Raw genomic sequence first — 19,043 nt, 5'->3', positions numbered from 1 at the left:
AGATCACGGTAGGAGGCGGGCGGCCGGGGCGGAATCCGGCAGGGGCGAGGCCTGGGGTATGCCTGGCCCTACCCCGGGTCTCGCCCCTGCCGCACTGCGTCGAGGGCCCGTCGGACGGTTGGCTGAAGCCCACTTCCTTGGACTTGATGAGGGCGCGAGAGCCCTCCCCGACGCGATGAGGGCAGATGACGACCGACCCCGCGATCCGACTGACCACCGTCCGCAGGCGGTACGGCACCGGCGACGACGGTGTGACCGCGCTCGACAGCGTCTCGCTCACCTTTCCCCAGGGCACGTTCACGGCCGTCATGGGCCCCTCCGGCTCGGGCAAGTCCACGCTGTTGCAGTGCGCGGCGGGCCTCGACCGGCCGACCTCGGGCTCGGTGCGCCTCGGTGACACGGAGCTGACCGGACTGAGCGAACGGCGCCTGACCCTGCTGCGCCGCGAACGCGTCGGCTTCGTGTTCCAGGCGTACAACCTCCTGCCCGCCCTGACCGCCGAGCAGAACGTCGCCCTGCCACTGCGCCTGGCCGGCCGACGGGTGTCGAGAGCACGCGCGCGTGAGGCGCTGCGACGCGTCGGCCTCGGCGACCGCGCCCGGCACCGCCCGGACCGGATGTCCGGCGGACAGCAGCAACGCGTAGCCCTGGCCCGCGCTCTGATCACCCGTCCCGAGGTGCTCTTCGCCGACGAACCGACCGGCGCACTGGACTCGCGCACGGGCCGCGAGGTGCTGTCCCTGCTCCGCGAACTCGTCGACACCGAGGACCGCACGATCGTCATGGTCACCCACGACCCGGTCGCCGCCTCGTACGCCGACCGCGTCGTCTTCCTGGTCGACGGCCGCGTGCACGGTGAGCTCACGGACCCGTCGGCGGCCGACGTGGCGGCCCGCATGACGTCCCTGGAGGCGGTCCCGTGCTGACCCTCGCCCTGCGCGGCTTCCGCTCCCGCTGGACCACCTTCACCGGCAGTTTCGTCGCCCTGTCCCTCGGCGTCGCCCTCCTCACCGTCATGGGCCTGGCCCTCGCCTCCTCCGTGGACGCCCCCGCACGCGGACCGGAACGTTTCGCCGCGGCGCCGGTCGTGGTGAAGGCCCAGGACACCCTGCACGTGCCGACCCGGATCGGCGACCGCACCCAGCCCCTCGCCCATCCAGGCCCGATACCGGCACGGACAGTGGCCGCGCTCCGCACGCTCGGCAAGGTCACCCAGGACCGCACCTTCGCCGTGGGCGACGACCTGATCGGCCACCCCTGGTCGACCGCGGCCTTCGCCCCGTACCACCTGACAGCAGGCCGCCCGCCCCACGCGCCGGACGAAGTGGTCGCCACGGACACCGGGACGACCGTGGGAGAACACCTACGGACGGCACACGGGACGGTGCGCGTGGTCGGGACGGCGCGCGCGGTCGGGACGGCGCGCGCGGGAGGCGCGGGAGGCGCGGAAGGCGCGGAAGGCGCGGAAGGCGCGGAAGGCGCGGGGAGCGCTCCCGTCTTCGAGCGCGCGCTGTTCTACACGGACGCGCGCGCCGCCGAGTTGGCGCCGGTGAGCACGCAACTCGTGGTGGTGGCCGCGCCGGAGGCGGTACGACGGGTGGTGGCGGCCTCGGGATCGGGCGCCCGGGTCCTGGTGGGCGCCGAGCGACGGCTGGCGGACGCGGACCCGCACCGCGACGCCGAGGCCCTGACGACCCTGAACGCCCTGTTCGGGACCGCCGGCGGGATGACGGGCTTCGTGTCGGTGTTCGTCGTGGCGTCCACCTTCGCCTTCGCGGTGGCGCAACGCCGCCGGGAGTTCGGCCTGCTGCGGACCGTGGGCGCGACGCCGGGCCAGATCCGACGCACGGTACTGACGGAGGCGCTGCTAGTCGGCGTCCTCGCGTCGGTGGCGGGCTGCGCCATGGGGTCGTACGGCGCCCCATGGCTGGCGGAACGAGTGGTCGAGAGCGGCATCGCCCCGGCCTGGTTCAGGATCGGCGAGCACGCCTGGCCGTACCAGGTCGCGTTCTGGACGGGCCTGCTGGTGGCGCTGTGCGGGGCGACGGCGGCCTCCTGGCGGGCCGGCCGCACCGCCCCGACCCGGGCTCTGCGCGAAGCCACGGCCGACGAACACCCGCTGACAATGCCCCGGTTCCTGTGTGGGATCGCCCTGCTGCTGACGGCGGCGGTCACGCTCGCCCTGGCGCTGCTGACGGACCCGGGCGACCTGCTGCACCGCAAGACGTACACGAGCCGCCCGCTGCTCCTGATCACAGCCACGGCCCTCCTGTCGCCCCTTCTGGTCCGCCCCCTGATCAGGCTCCTCACTCCTCGCGGCACGCTGGTCCGGGCGAACACCACGACCGCTCTGCGCCGCACGGCCGCCCTCGCCGCTCCCGTCCTGGTCACGGTGGCGCTGACGGGCTCGTTGCTGGGCGCGACGGCGACCTTGAACGACGCGCGGGCGACGGAGGCGCGCGAGCGCACGCGGGCGGACTTCGTGATGACGTCCGCGACGGGTCTGGACGCGCGCACGCTGGACCGTCTGCGCGCGGTCCGGGGCGCCGAGGTCTCGCAGACCGCGTCGAGCGCGGTGTACGTCCTGGAGGAGGGCGTGGCCCTCGTCAAGTCCGAGGCCAGGGCGGTCGATCCGGAGCGGCTGGCCGCGACGACCGACGTGCCGCTGACGGCGGGCAGGATCGCCGGTCTCTCCGACGACTCGATCGTCGTCAACGAGGAGTGGGCCCGGCACCGGGTCGGCGAACACGTCACCGTCTGGCTGGGCGACGGCACCCGCAGATCCCTTCGCATCGCCGCGGTGATGCCGGTCGGGACGGGCGACAACGGGGTGTACATCACGCCGGCCAACGCGCGCGGGGCGGTGGTCGACCGGGTGGAGGTGAAGGTGAGGGAGGGTGCCGAGGCGTCGGCGGTGCGGACGGCGCTGCGCTCGGCGGCCCCGGAGGCGACGCTGCTCACGCGCGACGCGTGGCTGGCCGCCGCCTACCCCTCGGCCGGCTTCGCGTCCGCCGACTCGACCACCCGCCTCGGCTACTTCCTGGTCCTCGGCATCGCTCTCCTGTACACGGCCCTCTCCGTGGCCAACACGCTCCTGATGGCGACGTCCGACCGCACCCGTGAACTGGCGTCCCTGCGGCTGGCCGGGGCCACGAACGCCCAGGTGCTCCGGCTCGTGGCCCTGGAGTCCCTGACGGTGGTCGCCGTGGGCGCGCTCCTGGGCCTGTTGGTGACCGCCCTCAACCTCACCGGCATGTGGGCAGCCCTGGGTCTCCAGTCGGTACGGTCCCCGATCCACGTCCCCTGGCCGGAACTCGGCGCGACGACCATGGCCTGCGCGCTCCTGGCCGTCTCCGCGGCGGTGGTGCCGGCGGGACTGGCGCTACGGGGTCCTGTCGGTAGCCGCCGCTGAGGGAGACGATCATCACCCAGGCATGGCAAGAGCCCCTGTCGGTGATACCCGACAGGGGCTCTATGCTGCGTGGACCTGTGGGGATTTGAACCCCAGACCCCCTCGATGCGAACGAGGTGCGCTACCAGACTGCGCCACAGGCCCTTGCAACGAGTGAAACCTTAGCACCCCTCACGGGGTGCTTGGAAATCCGTTCCCTGCCCCGCCGAAGCGGCAACCCACAGGTGGGGGCGTCCTCGTCTACTCGTTGGCCGCGCGCGGCCGCTCGCCGTCCTCGTACTGGTCGAACAGCGGCGTGCGCCCCCGCTCCCGGGCCCGCCGCGCGGAGGCGGCCCGACGGGCGTCACTGCGCCCGCCCCCGTCCGTCCTGTCCTCCGCGCGGGACGACTCCCCCGGCTCGGCGTCCGACTCCGCACCGTCCTGCCCGTCACCGGCCTCGGCGGTGCCCGTGTGAGCGTCCCGGTCCCCGGCGACGGAGCTCGACCGCGCCGAGCTCCACGCGTCCGGCGCTCCCAGGTCCACATCGCTCGTGGCCCGCGGGGCCACCGGCGCCGTCACATACGTCGGCAACGGCACCGGCACCGGCTCCCAGCTGTCCCCGTGCCCGGGGCGCCGCTGCCGCTCGCGCTGCTGGTCGACCCACTCGGCGTGATCGGTCTGCTCGACGAGCGCACGCCGGTCGGCGGCGAGCGCCGAGAGTCCGGGGTCCTGCTGCTCGGGCTCTGGTCCTTCGTCCGGCTCGTCCGCGTCGGCGGCGGCGTCCGCGGACGGCCGCCGGCGCGGGTGCCGCGCACGCTCCTTCAGACGCTGTGCCGCCGCCTCCGCGCGGCGACGGTCCATCTGGTAGGCGAAGCGACGGCGTTCCTGGGAGCGCAGGTAGGCGATGTACGCGCTGAGCAGCACGGCGGGGACGCCGGGCGCCCAGAGGAACGTGAGCCCTCCGACGGCGGCGACGATCGCGCCGAGCGTGAAGGCGAGGAAGAGCGCCACGGTGGTGCGCCGTCGGCGCGCGAGCGCCTTCGTGCGCCGGGCGCGCGCCGCGGCGGCCTCCGCCGCGGGCGAGCGCCGAGGGGTGGGTACGGGTCTGCGCGCGGGCGCGGATCCGGATGCGGGCGCCGGTACGGCTGCGGAAGCGGGCGCCGACTCGGCTGCCCGTTCACGCGCCGGTTCGCGCACCGGTTCACGCGCTGGTTCCCTGCGTCCCGGCGCCGGTGCTTCCGTGCGCGCCGGGACGTCCGCGCGCGCCTGTGGACGCGTCGGAGGCATGGCGAAGGCCCGGACGTCCACCGAGTCGGTGACGGCGTCCGGGGCGACGGCGCTGGGCTCCCCCTCCTCGGTGGAGCGCGCCCGCAGGTCCTTGGCGTACCGGCGCTCCATCCCCGCCCGTCCGGACAGCAACCGGATGGCGGTGCTGAAGCGTTCCGTCGGACGGGCCTCGTTCAGCTCGTCCTGCCTACGGAGCCACATCGGCACCAAGTAGGCGGCCCAGGCCCCGACAATGACTGCGTAGATGAGGCCGCTGCTGCTCACGCCTCACACGGTAGAGGGGTTTGCGTGAGGCCATCCGCCAATTGGGCCGGTGTGTCGCACGATCTGGCTGATATTTCGAGCTTTTTTTGTGACCGATGCGATCAGCAGGCCGCCGAGGGTGCGAATTTAATGCCCCGAGACGGTCGCCGACCGATCATTCTCGAACACTTATTCAATTTCCCGGGGCTATGCGGGATTCCCCGGCGTGTTCTGCGGGTTCCGGGGCGTGGTGTGCGGCGCCTTCTGTGAGCGTGCCCGCTGCCAGCGGGCGAGCAACCCCTCCGGCACCTCTTCCGCCGTGAGCGCGAAGACGAGATGGTCGCGCCAGGCTCCGTCGATGTGGAGATAACGCGGCCTGATCCCCTCCTCGCGGAATCCGAGTTTCTCCACGACCCGTCGGCTGGGCCCGTTCTCGGGGCGAATGCAGACCTCGATGCGGTGCAGGCCGACGGTCCGGAAACAGTGGTCGACGACCAGCGCCACCGCGGTCGGCATCACGCCGCGGCCGGCCACCGACTCGTCCACCCAGTAGCCGACGTGCCCCGAGCACATCGAGCCCCAGGTGATCCCGGCGACGGTCAACTGCCCGACCAGGCGCCCCTGGTACTCGATGACGAACGGCAGCATCCGGCCCGCGTTCGCCTCGGACCGCAGATGCCTGACCATCTGCCGGTAGGTCGGGCGGTGCGCGATCGGCCCGCTGGGCGTGGGCGGCGGGATGGTCGCCTCCCAGGGGCGCAGCCAGTCGCGGTTGCGCCGGTTGACCTCGCGCCAGGCCCGCTGGTCGCGCATCTTTATCGGCCGCAGGACGACATCGCCGTCCGCGAGTACGACGGGCCAGGATGGGCTGTTCAGCTCGCACCCCCACTGCCGGCGCCGGGTCTGGGGTGGTCGCCGCCGCGGATCTGGTCGACGGCGTGGACCAGCAGGGGCTCCAGGACGGCCAGTCCATCCTTCACCCCGCCGGAGGAACCCGGCAGGTTGACGATCAGCGTCCGGCCCGCCACTCCGGCAAGGCCGCGCGAGAGCGCCGCGGTCGGCACCTTCTCCCGTCCGAACGCCCGGATGGCCTCGGCGATGCCGGGCACCTCGTGGTCGATCACCTTGCGGGTGGCCTCGGGGGTGCGGTCGGTGGGCGAGATACCGGTGCCGCCGGTGGTGACGACGGCGTCGTAGCCGGCCTCCACGGCGGCGCGCAGGGCAGCTTCCACGGGATCGCCGTCGGGCACGACCTGGGGCCCCTCGACGGCGAAGCCGAAGCTCTTCAACCCCGCGGCGATGAGGGGGCCGCCCTTGTCCTCGTAGACACCGGCGGCGGCGCGGTTGGAGGCGGTCACGACCAGCGCGCGGTACGGCGCGGGCGCGGCTTCGTGCGACCCGGCGCTCATGCCCGGCTCCAGTCGCCCGACTTGCCGCCGGTCTTCTCCTCCACGCGCACGTCCGTGATGACCGCTCCCTTGTCGACCGCCTTGACCATGTCGATCACGGTGAGCGCGGCGACGGAGACCGCGGTGAGGGCCTCCATCTCGACGCCCGTGCGGTCCGTCGTCCTGACGGTGGCGAGGATCTCCACGGCGTCGTCCGCGACCGACAGGTCCAGTTTCACACCGGACACCGCCAAGGGGTGGCACAGCGGGATCAGGTCCGGGGTGCGCTTGGCGCCCATGATCCCCGCGATCCGCGCGGTGGCGAGGGCGTCACCCTTGGGGACCCCCTCGCCGCGCAGCAGCTCGATCACGCGGGGCGAGACGAGGACGCGGCCACTGGCGCGGGCGGTGCGCGCGGTCACGTCCTTCTCGGATACGTCGACCATGCGGGCGGCGCCCGCCTCGTCGATGTGCGTCAGTCGGTCCTGCGTACTCATGCTGTGTGGCGCTCCCGGTCTCGGCCCTTCGCGGTGCGGCGCAGGGGCCTGCTGTGCGCGACACGGTACCGCCAACCAGGAGCACTCAGCCGAGCAGGACCACCTCGACCTCGGTGCCGGGCTCGACGCTCTCCACGTCCTCCGGGACGACGATCAGCGCGTTCGCGTGCGCGAGGGCCGCGACCAGATGGGAGCCGGCGCCACCGACGGGCGTCACCGCGCCGTCGGCGTACGCCCCGCGCAGGAACTGCCTGCGTCCCTTCGGCGAGGTCAGCGCCTTGCCGGCGGTCAGCTTCGCGCGCGTGCGCGGCCGGTGGACGTCGGCCAGGCCCATGAGGGTGCGGATCGCGGGGCGCACGAACAGCTCGAAGGAGACGTACGACGACACCGGGTTGCCGGGCAGGGCGAGCAGCGGGGTGTGGTCGGGGCCGATGGAGCCGAAGCCCTGGGGCTTGCCGGGCTGCATGGCGAGCTTGCGGAACTCGACGCCGCTGCCCGCCTCGTCCTCGTCGCCGACGTGCGAGAGGGCTTCCTTGACGACGTCGTACGCCCCGACGCTCACTCCGCCCGTGGTGACCATGAGGTCGGCGCGCACGAGCTGGTCCTCGATGGTGTCGCGGAGGGTCTCGGCATCGTCGGCGACGGCGCCCACGCGGTAGGCGATGGCGCCGGCGTCGCGAGCGGCGGCGGTGAGGGCGAAGCTGTTGGAGTCGTAGATCTGGCCGCTGCCCAGGACCTCGTCGGGCTGGACCAGCTCGCTGCCGGTGGACATGACGACCACGCGTGGGCGCGGGCGCACGCGTACGGTGCCGCGGCCGATCGCGGCGAGCAGGGCGATCTGCGGCGGGCCGAGGACCGTACCGGCGTCGAGGGCGCGGTCGCCGGCCTTCACGTCGCTGCCGGTGGCGCGTACGTGCGCGCGTGCCTCGGCCGGGCGGTACACGTGCACGTGCCCTTCGGCGCCCTCGGGGGCCAGCGCGCGGGCGCGCATACCGGTCACGGGCCCCTCGCCGAGGCCTCCGTCGGTCCACTCGACGGGGACGACGGTCTCGGCGCCGGGCGGCAGCGGGGCGCCGGTCATGATGCGGGCGGCCTGGCCGGGGCCCACGTGGAGCAGCTCGGACTGGCCCGCCGCGACATCCCCGACGACGTCCAGGACGGCGGGGAACTCCTCGCTCGCGCCCGCGACATCCGCGACCCGTACCGCGTACCCGTCCATGGAGCTGTTGTCGAACGGCGGCAGTGACACCGGCACCGTGACGTCCTCGACCAGGACGCAGCCCTGGGCGTCGAGGAGTTGCAGCTCGATGGGTTCGAGGGGGCGGACGGTCGCGAGGATGTCCTCCAGGTGTTCGTCCACCGACCAGAGGTGGTCCTGGCCGGTGGTGCGGGGCACGGCGCTGCTCAACGTTGCTACATCTCCTCGGCTACGTAACTGCGAAGCCAGGTCCGGAAGTCCGGGCCCAGGTCTTCACGTTCGCACGCGAGTCTGACAATGGCACGCAGATAGTCGCCACGGTCCCCGGTGTCATAGCGGCGGCCCTTGAAGACGACGCCGTGCACGGGGCCGCCGACCTTCTCGTCCGCGGCGAGCTGCTGGAGGGCGTCGGTGAGCTGGATCTCGCCGCCGCGGCCGGGCTCGGTCTTGCGCAATATCTCGAAGATGTGCGGGTCGAGGACGTAGCGGCCGATGATCGCGTAGTTGGACGGCGCGTCGGCGGGGGCGGGCTTCTCAACCAGGTCGTGGACCTTGACGACGTCACCGTCGTCGGTCGGGTCCACGGCCGCGCAGCCGTAGAGGTGGATCTGCTCGGGGGCGACCTCCATGAGGGCGATGACGCTGCCGCCGTGCTGCTCCTGGACCTCGACCATCCGCTGGAGCAGGGGGTCGCGCGGGTCGATCAGGTCGTCGCCGAGGAGGACCGCGAAGGGTTCGTGCCCCACGTGCGGCGCCGCGCACAGCACGGCGTGGCCGAGACCCCTGGGGTCGCCCTGACGGACGTAGTGCATCGTCGCGAGGTCGCTGGACTGCTGCACCTTCGCGAGCCGGTCGGCGTCGCCCTTCTTCTGAAGGGCGGACTCCAGCTCGTAGTTGCGGTCGAAGTGGTCCTCGAGAGGGCGCTTGTTGCGGCCCGTCACCATGAGGACGTCGTCGAGGCCCGCGGAGACGGCCTCCTCGACCACGTACTGGATCGCCGGCTTGTCCACGACCGGCAGCATCTCCTTGGGAGTGGCTTTGGTGGCCGGCAGGAACCGGGTGCCGAGGCCTGCTGCCGGGATGACAGCCTTGCTGATCCGAGGGTGCGACTGAGTCATGTCCGCAACCTTATCCGGTGCCTTTGCAAGGAATCTGAGGCTCCGGTTAATTAGCTCTGATATGAGCGTATTAAACGGATACGGGAGCGACCCTTGAGTCACAGCGGACGTCCTGACGAGCCTGACAAGCGAATGTTGCGACGAGAGTTCCTCGCGGTGAGAAGCAGGTTGACGGCCGATGACGTGCGGGAATCCGCGGCCGCCCTGGCGGAGCGGGCGCTTGGGCTGCCCGAGCTGGTGCGGGCGCGCACGGTGGCGGCGTACGTCTCCGTGGGGGGCGAGCCCGGCACGCTCGCGCTGCTGGACGCGCTGCGCGCGCGGGGCGTGCGCGTCCTGCTCCCCGCGCTCCTGCCCGACAACGACCTGGACTGGGGCGCGTACACCGGCGAGGGCTCCCTCGCGCGCGTCCAACACGGCGGAAAGATGGCCCTCTTCGAGCCCGCGGGCGAGCGCCTGGGCCCGGACGCGGTGACCGCCGCCGACGTGGTTTTGCTGCCCGGTCTCGCGGTGGACGCGCGCGGTATGCGTCTGGGGCGTGGTGGGGGGTCGTACGACCGTGTGCTGGCGCGCCTGGAGCGGGCGGGTGCGCATCCCGCGCTGGTGGTGCTGCTCTACGACTCCGAGGTCGTCGAGCTGGTCCCGGAGGAGGCGCACGACCGGCCGGTGGACGCGGTGGTGACGCCGTCGGGCGTGCGCCGTTTTGGGGACGGGGCGCGGGCTGCGGATCGCTGAACGCCGCCCGGCGTACGCGAAGGGCCCCTCCACGCGCGCGTGGAAGGGCCCTTCGGTTGCTCGGGCGCAGCGGGCTTCAGCGGCTCACGGTTTGAGCACCAGGGTGTCGCTCGTGCTCTTGTCGACCGCGTCCTTCGAGAAGGACCAGTCCAGGAGTTCGCCCTTGACCCACTTGCCCGTCTGGTCGGTGTAGTGGGCGCTGTAGGCGTGCCCGGAAGCTCCGGTGAGGTTGATCCACTTCGACTTGTCGAGGTCGCCGAGGTTGACCACCATCCGCATCGACGGCACCCAGATGACCCCGTAGCCGCCGGCGGCGTTCCAACCGGTCGCGTTGACCGTGGCCTCGCCGCCGCTGAGCTTCCAGGGGCCGCGGTTGAGGATGTACTGGATGATGCCGGGGCCCTCGGTGCCGAGCGTCTGGTTCTTGAGGAACAGGCGGTGCAGCCGGCCCCAGCTCCAGGTGTCGATGTCCTTGCCGAGCTTGGCGGTGAGCTCCCAGCGGGCGTCGATCATGGCGCGCTTGAACAGCTGGTCGCGGTTCTCGGCCTTGGGGCGGTCACCGACGCCGGCCGGCGTCTTCCACCAGTCGCTCTTCTCGTCGTCCATGAGGTTGCGCACGACCTCGAACCAGCGGTCGCCGCCGTCCGGCTGCGCCTGGTCGGGGTCGCGCTGACCGCACTCGCGCACCTCGGTCTCCTCGTCGACCGGACCGGTGCTGTCGGCCTTCTCGACCCACAGGCACTGGCCCTCGACGCGGAGTTCCTTGGGCAGCTTGTTGCCGAAGGCGAGCTTGAGGATGTTGCGCCAGACCGAGTTGAAGTAGGCGGCCGCGGCGGAGTCGGCGTCCTGGGTGTAGTCCCAGCCCTCCAGCAGCTTCTGCGCCTCGCGGACGTCCTTGTCCTCGATGTCGATCTTCAGCAGCTTGGGCACGAGCAGCTTGGCGATCTCGCTGCTGTTGTCGACCTGCATCTGACGCATGTCGTCGGTCGAGATCTTGCCGCCGTCGTCGATCTTCGACTGGATCAGGTCGGTGATCCGCTGGCTGCGGGTGCCGTAGCCCCAGTCCGTGGTGAGCGTGTAGGGGTACTTGTCCTGGTCGATCACGGCCTGGTTGGCGGTGACGATGTAGCCGCGCGACGGGTTGTACTCGTAGGGCAGTTCGTCCTGCGGGATCCAGCCGGTCCAGCGGTACTTGGAGTCCCATCCCGGCTGCGGGATCGAGCCGTCGACGCCCTTCGCGCGCGTGGGGATCCTGCCGGGCAGGGTGTAGCCGATGTTCTTGCTGTCGGCGTAGACCAGGTTCTGCGACGGCACCTCGAACAGGGTGGCCGCGGCGCGGAAGTCGTTCCAGTTCGCCGCCTTGTCCATGGCGAAGACGGCGTCCATGGTGGTGCCCGCCTGGAGGGCCGTCCAGCGCAGGGCGATGCCGTAGCCGTCGCCGCGGTCGGGTGCGGCGGTGTCGACGGTGGCCTTCTTGCCGACCTTGACGAGTTCGTCGTCACGGTCGGACAGCAGGGGGCCGTTGTTGGTCTCGCGGACGACGATCGTCTTGGACTTGCCGCCGGCGACCTTGATGGTCTCCTCGCGCGTGGTGAACGGCACGGTCTTGCCGTCGTACAGGTAGCCGCTGCCGCTGAGCTTCTCCAGGTACAGGTCGGTGACGTCCACACCGGAGTTGGTCATGCCCCAGGCGATGTTCGCGTTGTGGCCGATGACGACGCCGGGCATGCCCGCGAAGGTGTAACCGGTGACGTCGTACTGGCACTTGCTGGAGACGGTGCGGCAGTGCAGGCCCATCTGGTACCAGACGGACGGCAGCGAGGCCGACAGATGCGGGTCGTTGGCCAGCAGCGGGCTGCCTGTGATCGTGTACTTGCTCGCGACGACCCAGGCGTTGGAGCCGATGCCGTTGCCGTTCACGCCGACGGCCGTGGGGACGTCGTCCAGGACGTCCTGGAGGCCCGCCAGCTGGCTCTGGAGGGACGTGGAGGCCGTGGAGGTGCCGGTGGTGCCCGTCGTGCCGCTGGTGGAGCCCGCGGCGGACGTGGAGCCCTCCTGCTCGAACGTCTGGGTGAGCTCGTTGTACTGGCCCTCCTGGACGATCGCCTTGTTGCGGCTGTACGGGTACTCGGGGTACAGGTCGGCGATCTGCTTGGGGCCGAGACGGCTGGTCATCAGGGCGCGGTCGATCTCGTCCTGCATGTTGCCGCGCAGGTCCCAGGCCATCGCCTTCAGCCAGGAGACCGAGTCGACGGGGGTCCACTGCTCGGGCTTGTAGTCGTTGGTGAAGCCCAGGGCGGCGTACTCGAGGGAGATCTCCTTGCCGTCCTTGCCCTCCAGGTAGGCGTTGACTCCCTTGGCGTACGCCTGGAGGTACTTCTTGGTGGAGGCCGACAGCTTGGTGTCGTACTCCTTCTTCGCGACCCGGTCCCAGCCGAGGGTGCGCAGGAACTCGTCGTTCTTGACCTGGCCCTTGCCGAACATCTCCGACAGGCGCCCGGAGGTCATGTGGCGGCGCACGTCCATCTCGTAGAACCGGTCCTGCGCCTGGACGTAGCCCTGCGCCATGAACAGGTCCTCGTCGGTGGAGGCGTAGATCTGCGGGATGCCGTAGCCGTCGCGCTTCACGTCGACCGGTCCCGACAGGCCCTCGAGCGTGATCGAGCCCTTGGTCTGCGGGAGGGAGGCGCGGACGGTGCTGATGGACCAGTACGCCCCGTAGGCGATGCCGCCGATGATGGCCAATACCAGGACGAGGACGATGAGTCGGGCTTTGCGCCCCTTTTTCCTGCCGGACTTGCCGGGCTGCTGACCCGATGAGGCGGTGGTGTTGGGGGGCATCGCTGTCCTTGCTGTCCTAACGCGAGCGGCAGGGCGGGCTGTCCTTTTGAATGAGCGCTGGAGCAACCATAGGCGCAGGGCCCGACGCCACTTGACGCGGAGTGGGGAACCCGAACGGGCGAGCGTTCGATCTTGCCTTGAGGAGTGTCAAGAAATCGTCAAGAGTTAGGTAAGGTAACGAAGTACTTGGGTGCGAAGACCCGCCACTTCGTGTCCTATGTACGTGAGCCCACGCGCGCGTGCCGCCCGCGGGCCAGGGAAGGGAACAGCCGCTGACCGTCCACGACCTCAACCAGCTCCTGCTCGTCTGCTCGCTCGTCCTGCTCGTCGCCGTCGCAGCGGTCCGGATCTCCTCGCGCAGCGGGCTCCCCAGCCTGCTCGTCTACCTGGGCATCGGGATCGCCATGGGCCAGGACGGCCTCGGTGACATCAAGTTCGACAACGCCGAACTGACCCAGGTCATCGGATACGCGGCCCTGGTCGTGATCCTGGCCGAGGGTGGCCTGGGCACGAAGTGGAAGGAGATCGAGCCGGCCCTGCCGGCCGCCACCGCCCTGGCCCTGGCCGGCGTCGCGGTGAGCGTCGGGGTCACGGCGACGGCCGCCCACTACCTGATCGGCCTCGAGTGGCGGCAGGCGCTCATCATCGGGGCGGTGGTCTCCTCCACGGACGCGGCGGCGGTCTTCTCGGTCCTGCGGAAGATCCCCCTCCCCACGCGCGTGACGGGCACGCTGGAGGCCGAGTCCGGCTTCAACGACGCCCCCGTCGTCATCCTGGTCGTCGCCTTCTCCACGGCGGGCCCCGTCGAGCACTGGTACCTGCTGATCGGCGAGATAGTCCTGGAACTGGCCATCGGCGCGGCCGTCGGCCTCGCGGTCGGCTGGCTGGGCTCCTGGGGGCTCCGGCATGTCGCCCTGCCCGCCTCCGGCCTCTACCCGATCGCCGTCATGGCGATCGCCGTGACGGCGTACGCGGCGGGCGCGCTGGCGCACGGCAGCGGCTTCCTCGGCGTCTACCTCGCCTCCATGGTCATGGGCAACGCCAAGCTCCCGCACTGGCCCGCCACACGCGGGTTCGCCGACGGGCTCGGCTGGATCGCCCAGATCGGCATGTTCGTCCTGCTCGGCCTGCTCGTCACCCCGCACGAACTGGGCGACGACGTGTGGCCCGCGCTCGTCATCGGGCTGGTGCTGACCATGGTCGCGCGCCCCCTGAGCGTCGTGCTGTGTCTGACCCCGTTCCGGGTGCCCTGGCAGGAGCAGACCCTCATGTCCTGGGCCGGGCTGCGCGGCGCCGTGCCCATCATCCTGGCGACGATCCCCATGGTGAACGGCGTCGACGGCAGCCGCCGCATCTTCAACATCGTCTTCGTCCTCGTCGTCGTCTACACCCTGGTCCAGGGGCCGACGCTCCCCTGGCTCGCCCGCAAGCTCCGGCTGGGCCAGGATGCCGAGGCCGCCGACCTCGGCATCGAGTCGGCGCCCCTGGAGCGGCTGCGCGGACACCTGCTGTCCGTCGCGATCCCCGACGCCTCGAAGATGCACGGCGTCGAGGTCAACGAACTGCGGCTGCCGGCCGGGGCCGCCGTCACCCTCGTCGTCCGCGATGGAAAATCGTTCGTTCCCTTGCCCACGACGGTGCTGCGCCGCGGCGACGAACTGCTCGTGGTCGCCACGGACCCGGTCCGGGACGCGGCGGAGAAGCGGCTGCGCGCGGTCGGGCACGGGGGCAAGCTGGCCGGCTGGCTGGGAGGGAACGGCGGGGCGCCGGGCCGCTGACAGCGGCCGCCGGTTAAAGGCATGTTTCGTACGGTTCACACCTTCATCAATCGCAGGTGAACAGCCGCTATGGTGCTCGTTTTCACAGGCGCATCAGCGGTTGATCCCTGTACGATGAAGGCGCACTTTGATCGAACCAACTCTGCCTGACGCAGAGCTGGCGCGACCGTATGGCGGCCGGGACACCCTCGCAGTGGGCGCCGGTATCTACCGCAGTTCCGCGCACGAGGACAGCTCTCGGCGCCCCCGCACGGGCGCGCTACCAGGCGGCAGAAAGGCACGGGCCGTGGCATCCACGGTCACCACCGAGCCGTCGAAGGACTCGTCGGCTTCCTCCCGCCCCGGATACGGGCAACTGCTGCGCACGCGCGGCGCCTGGACGTTCCTGGTCCCCGGTTTCGCGGCGCGGCAGCCGTTCGCGATGCTGACGATCTCCATCGTGCTGCTCGTGCAGCACACCACCGGCTCGTACGGAGCGGCGGGCGCCGCGGCCGCGGTCACCGGTGTCTCCATGGCGGTGTTCGCGCCCTACAGCGGCCGCCTCGCCGACCGTTACGGCCAGCGGACCGTGTTGATCCCCGGTGTGCTGGTGCACTCGCTGTCGGGGCTGACCCTGACGGCGCTCGCGCTCTCCCACGCGCCGTTGTGGGCGCTGTTCATCGCCGCCGTGCCCACGGGCGCCTCGGTGCCCCAGATCGGCCCCATGGTGCGCGCCCGCTGGGGCGTGAAGCTCCAGGGCTCCCCGCTCATGAGCACCGCGGCGGCCTTCGAGTCGGTCACGGACGAGCTGACCTTCGTCGTCGGCCCGCTCCTGGCCACCGCCCTGTGCACCGCGGTCGACCCGGCCGCCGGCCTGATGACGGAGGCCGCGCTGACCCTGATCGGCGGTCTGCTGTTCGCCGCGCAGAGGGGCACACAGCCCCAGGTCGCGGCGAACGGGCACGCGCGCGTGGAGCACGCCTCGGCGCTGCGCGTCCCCGGTGTGCGCGTGCTGATCGTGGCGTTCCTGGGCATCGGTTCCGTCTTCGGCGGCATGCAGGTCTCGCTGGCCGCGTTCACCGAGTCGATCGGCGAGCCCGGACTGAACGGTGTCCTGTACGGCGTCTTCGCCGCGGGCAACATGATCTCCGGCATCGCCTGCGGCGCCATCGCGTGGAAGGTCGCTCCGCAGCGACGCCTCGTGGTCGGGTACGCCGCGCTCGCACTGACCGCCTCCGGCCTGTGGGCCGCCCACTCCGTGCTCGCGCTGGCCGGGCTCGGTCTCCTGGTCGGCATGTCCATCGCGCCCGCGCTGATCACCGGCTACACGCTGGTCGAGGACCTGGTGCCGGCCGGCGCCCGGACCGAGGCCTTCACCTGGCTGACCGGTGCGGTGGCACTCGGCCAGGCCGGCGCCGTCACGGTCGCCGGGCAGTTGGAGGACCGCTTCCGGGACGGTGCGGGATTCCTGGTCCCGATGGTCGGCACACTGCTCGCCCTGGCGACCCTCCTGGCCCTGCGTTCACGGCTCGCGGCACGCCCCCGGAGTCGTACGGTCGCACGTGGCGTCGGTCACCGCGTGCCGGTGACGGTGGACTGATCCTCGGGAATACGTCACTATGGACCGTCGTTAGCACTCATTGAGTGAGAGTGCCAGGAGGAAGACAAGTGCCGACCTACCAGTACCAGTGCACCGAGTGCGGCGAGGGCCTCGAGGCGGTGCAGAAGTTCACCGACGACGCTCTGACCGAGTGCCCCAACTGCGGTGGCCGCCTGAAGAAGGTGTTCTCCGCGGTCGGCATTGTCTTCAAGGGCTCCGGCTTCTATCGCAACGACAGCCGCGGCTCCTCGTCGAGCAGCTCGCCCGCTTCGTCGTCGAAGTCGCCGTCCGCCACGACGACGTCGTCCTCGTCCGCCTCGACGTCCTCGTCCTCGGAATCGAAGCCGTCGAGCAGCGGCTCCTCCAGCAGCACCTCCGCCGCTTAAGGACTCACCCGCGGACCCTGTCGTCGTACGACGGCGGGGTCCTCGGTGTTTTCCCAAAGCCCGATCCGACCCGCCGCCGGGGCCAGCTACTGTGCTGGTCATGGCGAACGCAGAGATCGGCGTAATCGGCGGCTCGGGCTTCTACTCGTTCCTCGACGACGTGACCGAGATCCAGGTGGACACCCCTTACGGTCCGCCCAGTGACTCCCTCTTTCTCGGTGACATAGCGGGCCGACGGGTCGCGTTCCTGCCACGGCACGGGCGCGGCCACCATCTTCCGCCGCACCGGATCAACTACCGCGCCAATCTGTGGGCCCTGCGGTCGGTGGGCGCGCGACAGATCCTCGGTCCCTGCGCGGTGGGCGGGCTGCGTCCCGAGTACGGCCCGGGCACGCTGCTGGTGCCGGATCAGCTGGTCGACCGTACGAAGTCCCGTGTGGGAACGTACTTCGACGGGCTCCCGCTGCCCGGCGGCGAGGTGCCCCACGTCGTCCATGTGTCGCTGGCCGACCCCTACTGCCCGGTCGGCAGGACGGCGGCGCTGAAGGCGGCGCGCGGCCGGGACTGGGAGGCGGTGGACGGCGGAACGCTGGTCGTGATCGAGGGGCCGCGCTTCTCGACGCGTGCCGAATCGTTGTGGCACCAGGCGCAGGGCTGGTCGGTGGTGGGCATGACCGGCCACCCCGAGGCGGCGCTCGCTCGTGAACTGGAGCTCTGCTACACGTCGTTGACCCTGGTCACGGACCTCGACGCGGGCGCCGAGACCGGTGAGGGCGTCTCGCACGACGAGGTGCTGCGGGTGTTCGCGGCGAACGTGGACCGGCTGCGGGGTGTCCTGTTCGACGCGGTGGCCGCGCTGCCGGCCAACGACGAGCGGGACTGCCTGTGCACAACGGCGCTCGGCGGGATGGATCCGGGCTTCGAACTGCCCTGACGCGGGGCCGTGTCCCACGGTTGCAGTGCGGAACTCCCCGTTCGGGTGCGGGAGTTTTCCACAACCGCTCGGTCGTCCACCTGTCTCTGCGGGATTCGGCGCGAGGCCTCATCGTGGCCTTGCCGGCCGATTCCTCGTCACAGGTGGTGGTCCCGTGTCGTTCGCTCCTTCTCCCTCTCCTCTCGTTCCGCGCCCGCCGGGCAGCGACGCCCCCGCCACATGCGAGGTGCCGCACTTCGCTCCCGTGCGGGTGCGGGGCGGTCGTCGTCAACTGTCCCGGCTCGTACGGCATCGCAGGCGGGCCCTCGCGGCGGGCCTCGCCGTGACGGCCGCGGCAGTGTTGGCCGTCGGTCCGGACGGGGCGGACGGAGCCCGCGGGCATCCGGCGTCCGCGCCGGTACGGGAGCACCGCGCCGTCGAGATGGTGACGGCACCGGTGCGTATCGCCGACGGGGCCACGGTGCTGTTGTTGCGGCCCGGCGACCGGGTCGACGTGATCGCCGCCGACTCGACGCCGGCGGGCGGCGACGCCCAGGTGATCGCACGCGGGGTGCGCGTGAAGAAGGTGCCCGAGCCGCTGGAGGGCGCTGCCGAGAGCGGCGCGTTGGTGGTGCTCTCGGCGCCTCGCTCCATCGCGGCGCGCCTCGCGGGTGCGAGCGCGACGGCACGCCTGGCGGTGACGCTGTGTTGAGCCGACTTTTCCGCGTGCTCCGCTTGGTGCGCGACCTTGTGTCAAGTCCTTCCTTCGAGCTACCCAATTGGACAGGGTCACCTCGCGTTGACGTAGGTTGCGGAGCTGTTTGTTCCACAACCTGTGCCTGCGAGGAGAGTCCCCTAGGTGAGCAAGAAGAAGCCGAACGTCTTGGATGGCTTCAAAGCCTTCCTGATGCGCGGGAACGTCGTCGACCTGGCCGTGGCAGTGGTCATCGGCGCCGCCTTCACCAACATCGTCAACTCGGTGGTGAAGGGCGTGATCAACCCGCTGGTCGGGGCGATCGGGACCAAGAACCTCGACAGCTACAGCTCGTGCCTGAAGGACCCGTGCAAGGTCGCGCCGGACGGCACGGTGCAGAGCGGCATCCCGATCATGTGGGGCACCGTGCTCGGCGCGACGCTGAGCTTCGTGATCACCGCGGCGGTCGTGTACTTCCTGATGGTGCTGCCGATGTCGAAGTACCTGGCGCGACAGGAGGCCCGCAGGAAGGCGAAGGAGGGGACGCACGAGATCATCGAGGTCACCGAGCTGGAGGTCCTCAAGGAGATCCGCGACGCACTGGTCGCCCAGCGCGGCTCGGGCCACGACGAGCGATAGCGACCGCCACGGCCTGCCGGGTCCGGCGGGCCGTGCGGCGGACGGCTCAGAGGTGGTGGGGCGGCTTCTCGTCGAGGAAGCGCTTCAGGTCCGCCGCGCTGTCCGCGCCGTCCGTGCCCGCGCGCTCGCCCCAGCCGCGGTCCGTGTCGTCCGAGGACTGCTGGTCCAGGGGGTCGTCGAAGACCAGCGACGGCTTGGGGGCGCGGGGCTCGGGGTCGGAGGCGGTGCTCATGCGTCCAGGGTACGGCCCAGGACGTCGACGCGGCTGACGTGGTCGAGCGTGGACCGAGCCGACCACCGGGCGTCGCAGCGCCGCGCTGGAAGAGGTGGCTGACCTGGGGTTTCTTCCGGACCTTGGG

Annotated in this window: 17 protein-coding genes and 1 tRNA gene; 9 read left to right on the top strand and 9 right to left on the bottom strand. The window is 71.1% G+C overall.

Features of this window, described 5'->3' with window-relative positions:
• Positions 1 to 185 precede the first annotated feature (185 nt).
• Positions 186 to 926 carry an ABC transporter ATP-binding protein gene (locus OG885_RS26415; protein WP_405735746.1) on the top strand — a complete coding sequence of 247 codons (741 nt, stop codon included), beginning with the start codon at positions 186 to 188 and terminating at the stop codon, positions 924 to 926.
• Positions 920 to 3,412, top strand: a complete 2,493-nt coding sequence (locus OG885_RS26410; RefSeq protein WP_405735743.1) for an ABC transporter permease — start codon at positions 920 to 922, stop codon at positions 3,410 to 3,412. The genes OG885_RS26415 and OG885_RS26410 overlap by 7 nt, the downstream gene beginning before the upstream one ends.
• 70 nt (positions 3,413 to 3,482) lie before the next feature.
• Here OG885_RS26410 and OG885_RS26405 read toward each other — a convergent pair.
• The 7 genes from OG885_RS26405 to galU form a co-directional block, all read right to left on the bottom strand.
• Positions 3,483 to 3,556, bottom strand: a tRNA-Ala gene (locus OG885_RS26405).
• Between the two features lie 96 nt (positions 3,557 to 3,652).
• The gene (gene glpR / locus OG885_RS26400) at positions 3,653 to 4,942 is read right to left on the bottom strand and encodes a gephyrin-like molybdotransferase receptor GlpR (protein ID WP_405735740.1); all 1,290 of its coding nucleotides are present in this window, start codon (positions 4,940 to 4,942) and stop codon (positions 3,653 to 3,655) included.
• Between the two features lie 186 nt (positions 4,943 to 5,128).
• Entirely contained in the window at positions 5,129 to 5,797 is a 669-nt protein-coding gene (locus OG885_RS26395) for a GNAT family protein (protein ID WP_329344290.1), read from the bottom strand.
• Positions 5,794 to 6,330, bottom strand: a complete 537-nt coding sequence (locus OG885_RS26390; RefSeq protein WP_405735737.1) for a molybdenum cofactor biosynthesis protein B — start codon at positions 6,328 to 6,330, stop codon at positions 5,794 to 5,796. Before OG885_RS26390 ends, OG885_RS26395 begins: the two co-directional genes overlap by 4 nt.
• Entirely contained in the window at positions 6,327 to 6,806 is a 480-nt protein-coding gene (gene moaC, locus OG885_RS26385; protein WP_329338094.1) for a cyclic pyranopterin monophosphate synthase MoaC, read from the bottom strand. Before moaC ends, OG885_RS26390 begins: the two co-directional genes overlap by 4 nt.
• Positions 6,807 to 6,891: 85 nt before the next feature.
• Positions 6,892 to 8,214: a gephyrin-like molybdotransferase Glp gene (gene glp, locus OG885_RS26380; RefSeq protein WP_405735735.1), complete on the bottom strand. Its 1,323-nt coding sequence runs from the start codon at positions 8,212 to 8,214 to the stop codon at positions 6,892 to 6,894.
• 5 nt (positions 8,215 to 8,219) lie between these two features.
• On the bottom strand, positions 8,220 to 9,122 hold the full coding sequence (gene galU / locus OG885_RS26375) for a UTP--glucose-1-phosphate uridylyltransferase GalU (protein ID WP_399961077.1): 903 nt from the start codon (positions 9,120 to 9,122) through the stop codon (positions 8,220 to 8,222).
• Between the two features lie 132 nt (positions 9,123 to 9,254).
• On the opposite strand from galU, the gene OG885_RS26370 reads away from it, so the two are divergent.
• Positions 9,255 to 9,854 (top strand): 5-formyltetrahydrofolate cyclo-ligase, encoded by a 600-nt coding sequence (locus OG885_RS26370; protein WP_405735732.1) that lies wholly within the window; start codon positions 9,255 to 9,257, stop codon positions 9,852 to 9,854.
• Between the two features lie 84 nt (positions 9,855 to 9,938).
• Here OG885_RS26370 and OG885_RS26365 read toward each other — a convergent pair whose 3' ends face one another.
• Complete coding sequence (locus OG885_RS26365) at positions 9,939 to 12,695, bottom strand: penicillin acylase family protein (protein WP_405735730.1); 2,757 nt, start codon at positions 12,693 to 12,695, stop codon at positions 9,939 to 9,941.
• 239 nt (positions 12,696 to 12,934) lie between these two features.
• Here OG885_RS26365 and OG885_RS26360 point away from each other — a divergent pair, with 239 nt between their 5' ends.
• The 6 genes from OG885_RS26360 (at position 12,935) to mscL (ending at position 18,684) form a co-directional block, all read left to right on the top strand.
• The gene (locus tag OG885_RS26360) at positions 12,935 to 14,473 is read left to right on the top strand and encodes a potassium/proton antiporter (protein ID WP_405735728.1); all 1,539 of its coding nucleotides are present in this window, start codon (positions 12,935 to 12,937) and stop codon (positions 14,471 to 14,473) included.
• Between the two features lie 286 nt (positions 14,474 to 14,759).
• Positions 14,760 to 16,052, top strand: a complete 1,293-nt coding sequence (locus tag OG885_RS26355; RefSeq protein WP_405735725.1) for an MFS transporter — start codon at positions 14,760 to 14,762, stop codon at positions 16,050 to 16,052.
• A 68-nt stretch (positions 16,053 to 16,120) separates the two neighbouring features.
• Positions 16,121 to 16,438 carry an FmdB family zinc ribbon protein gene (locus OG885_RS26350; RefSeq protein WP_405735722.1) on the top strand — a complete coding sequence of 106 codons (318 nt, stop codon included), beginning with the start codon at positions 16,121 to 16,123 and terminating at the stop codon, positions 16,436 to 16,438.
• 100 nt (positions 16,439 to 16,538) lie between these two features.
• Entirely contained in the window at positions 16,539 to 17,372 is an 834-nt protein-coding gene (locus OG885_RS26345) for an S-methyl-5'-thioadenosine phosphorylase (RefSeq protein WP_405735719.1), read from the top strand.
• Between the two features lie 154 nt (positions 17,373 to 17,526).
• Positions 17,527 to 18,063 (top strand): hypothetical protein, encoded by a 537-nt coding sequence (locus OG885_RS26340; RefSeq protein WP_405735716.1) that lies wholly within the window; start codon positions 17,527 to 17,529, stop codon positions 18,061 to 18,063.
• Positions 18,064 to 18,210: 147 nt separating this feature from the next.
• Positions 18,211 to 18,684, top strand: a complete 474-nt coding sequence (gene mscL, locus OG885_RS26335; RefSeq protein WP_405735713.1) for a large conductance mechanosensitive channel protein MscL — start codon at positions 18,211 to 18,213, stop codon at positions 18,682 to 18,684.
• A 46-nt stretch (positions 18,685 to 18,730) separates the two neighbouring features.
• On the opposite strand, the gene OG885_RS26330 is transcribed toward mscL, so the two are convergent.
• On the bottom strand, positions 18,731 to 18,916 hold the full coding sequence (locus OG885_RS26330) for a hypothetical protein (RefSeq protein WP_405735710.1): 186 nt from the start codon (positions 18,914 to 18,916) through the stop codon (positions 18,731 to 18,733).
• Positions 18,917 to 19,043 lie beyond the last annotated feature (127 nt).

This window comes from Streptomyces sp. NBC_00028, from assembly GCF_045041065.1.
GTDB lineage: Bacteria > Actinomycetota > Actinomycetes > Streptomycetales > Streptomycetaceae > Streptomyces.
The sequence above is the reverse complement of the archived record's forward strand: the minus strand, read 5'-3'. Positions and strand labels throughout refer to the sequence as shown.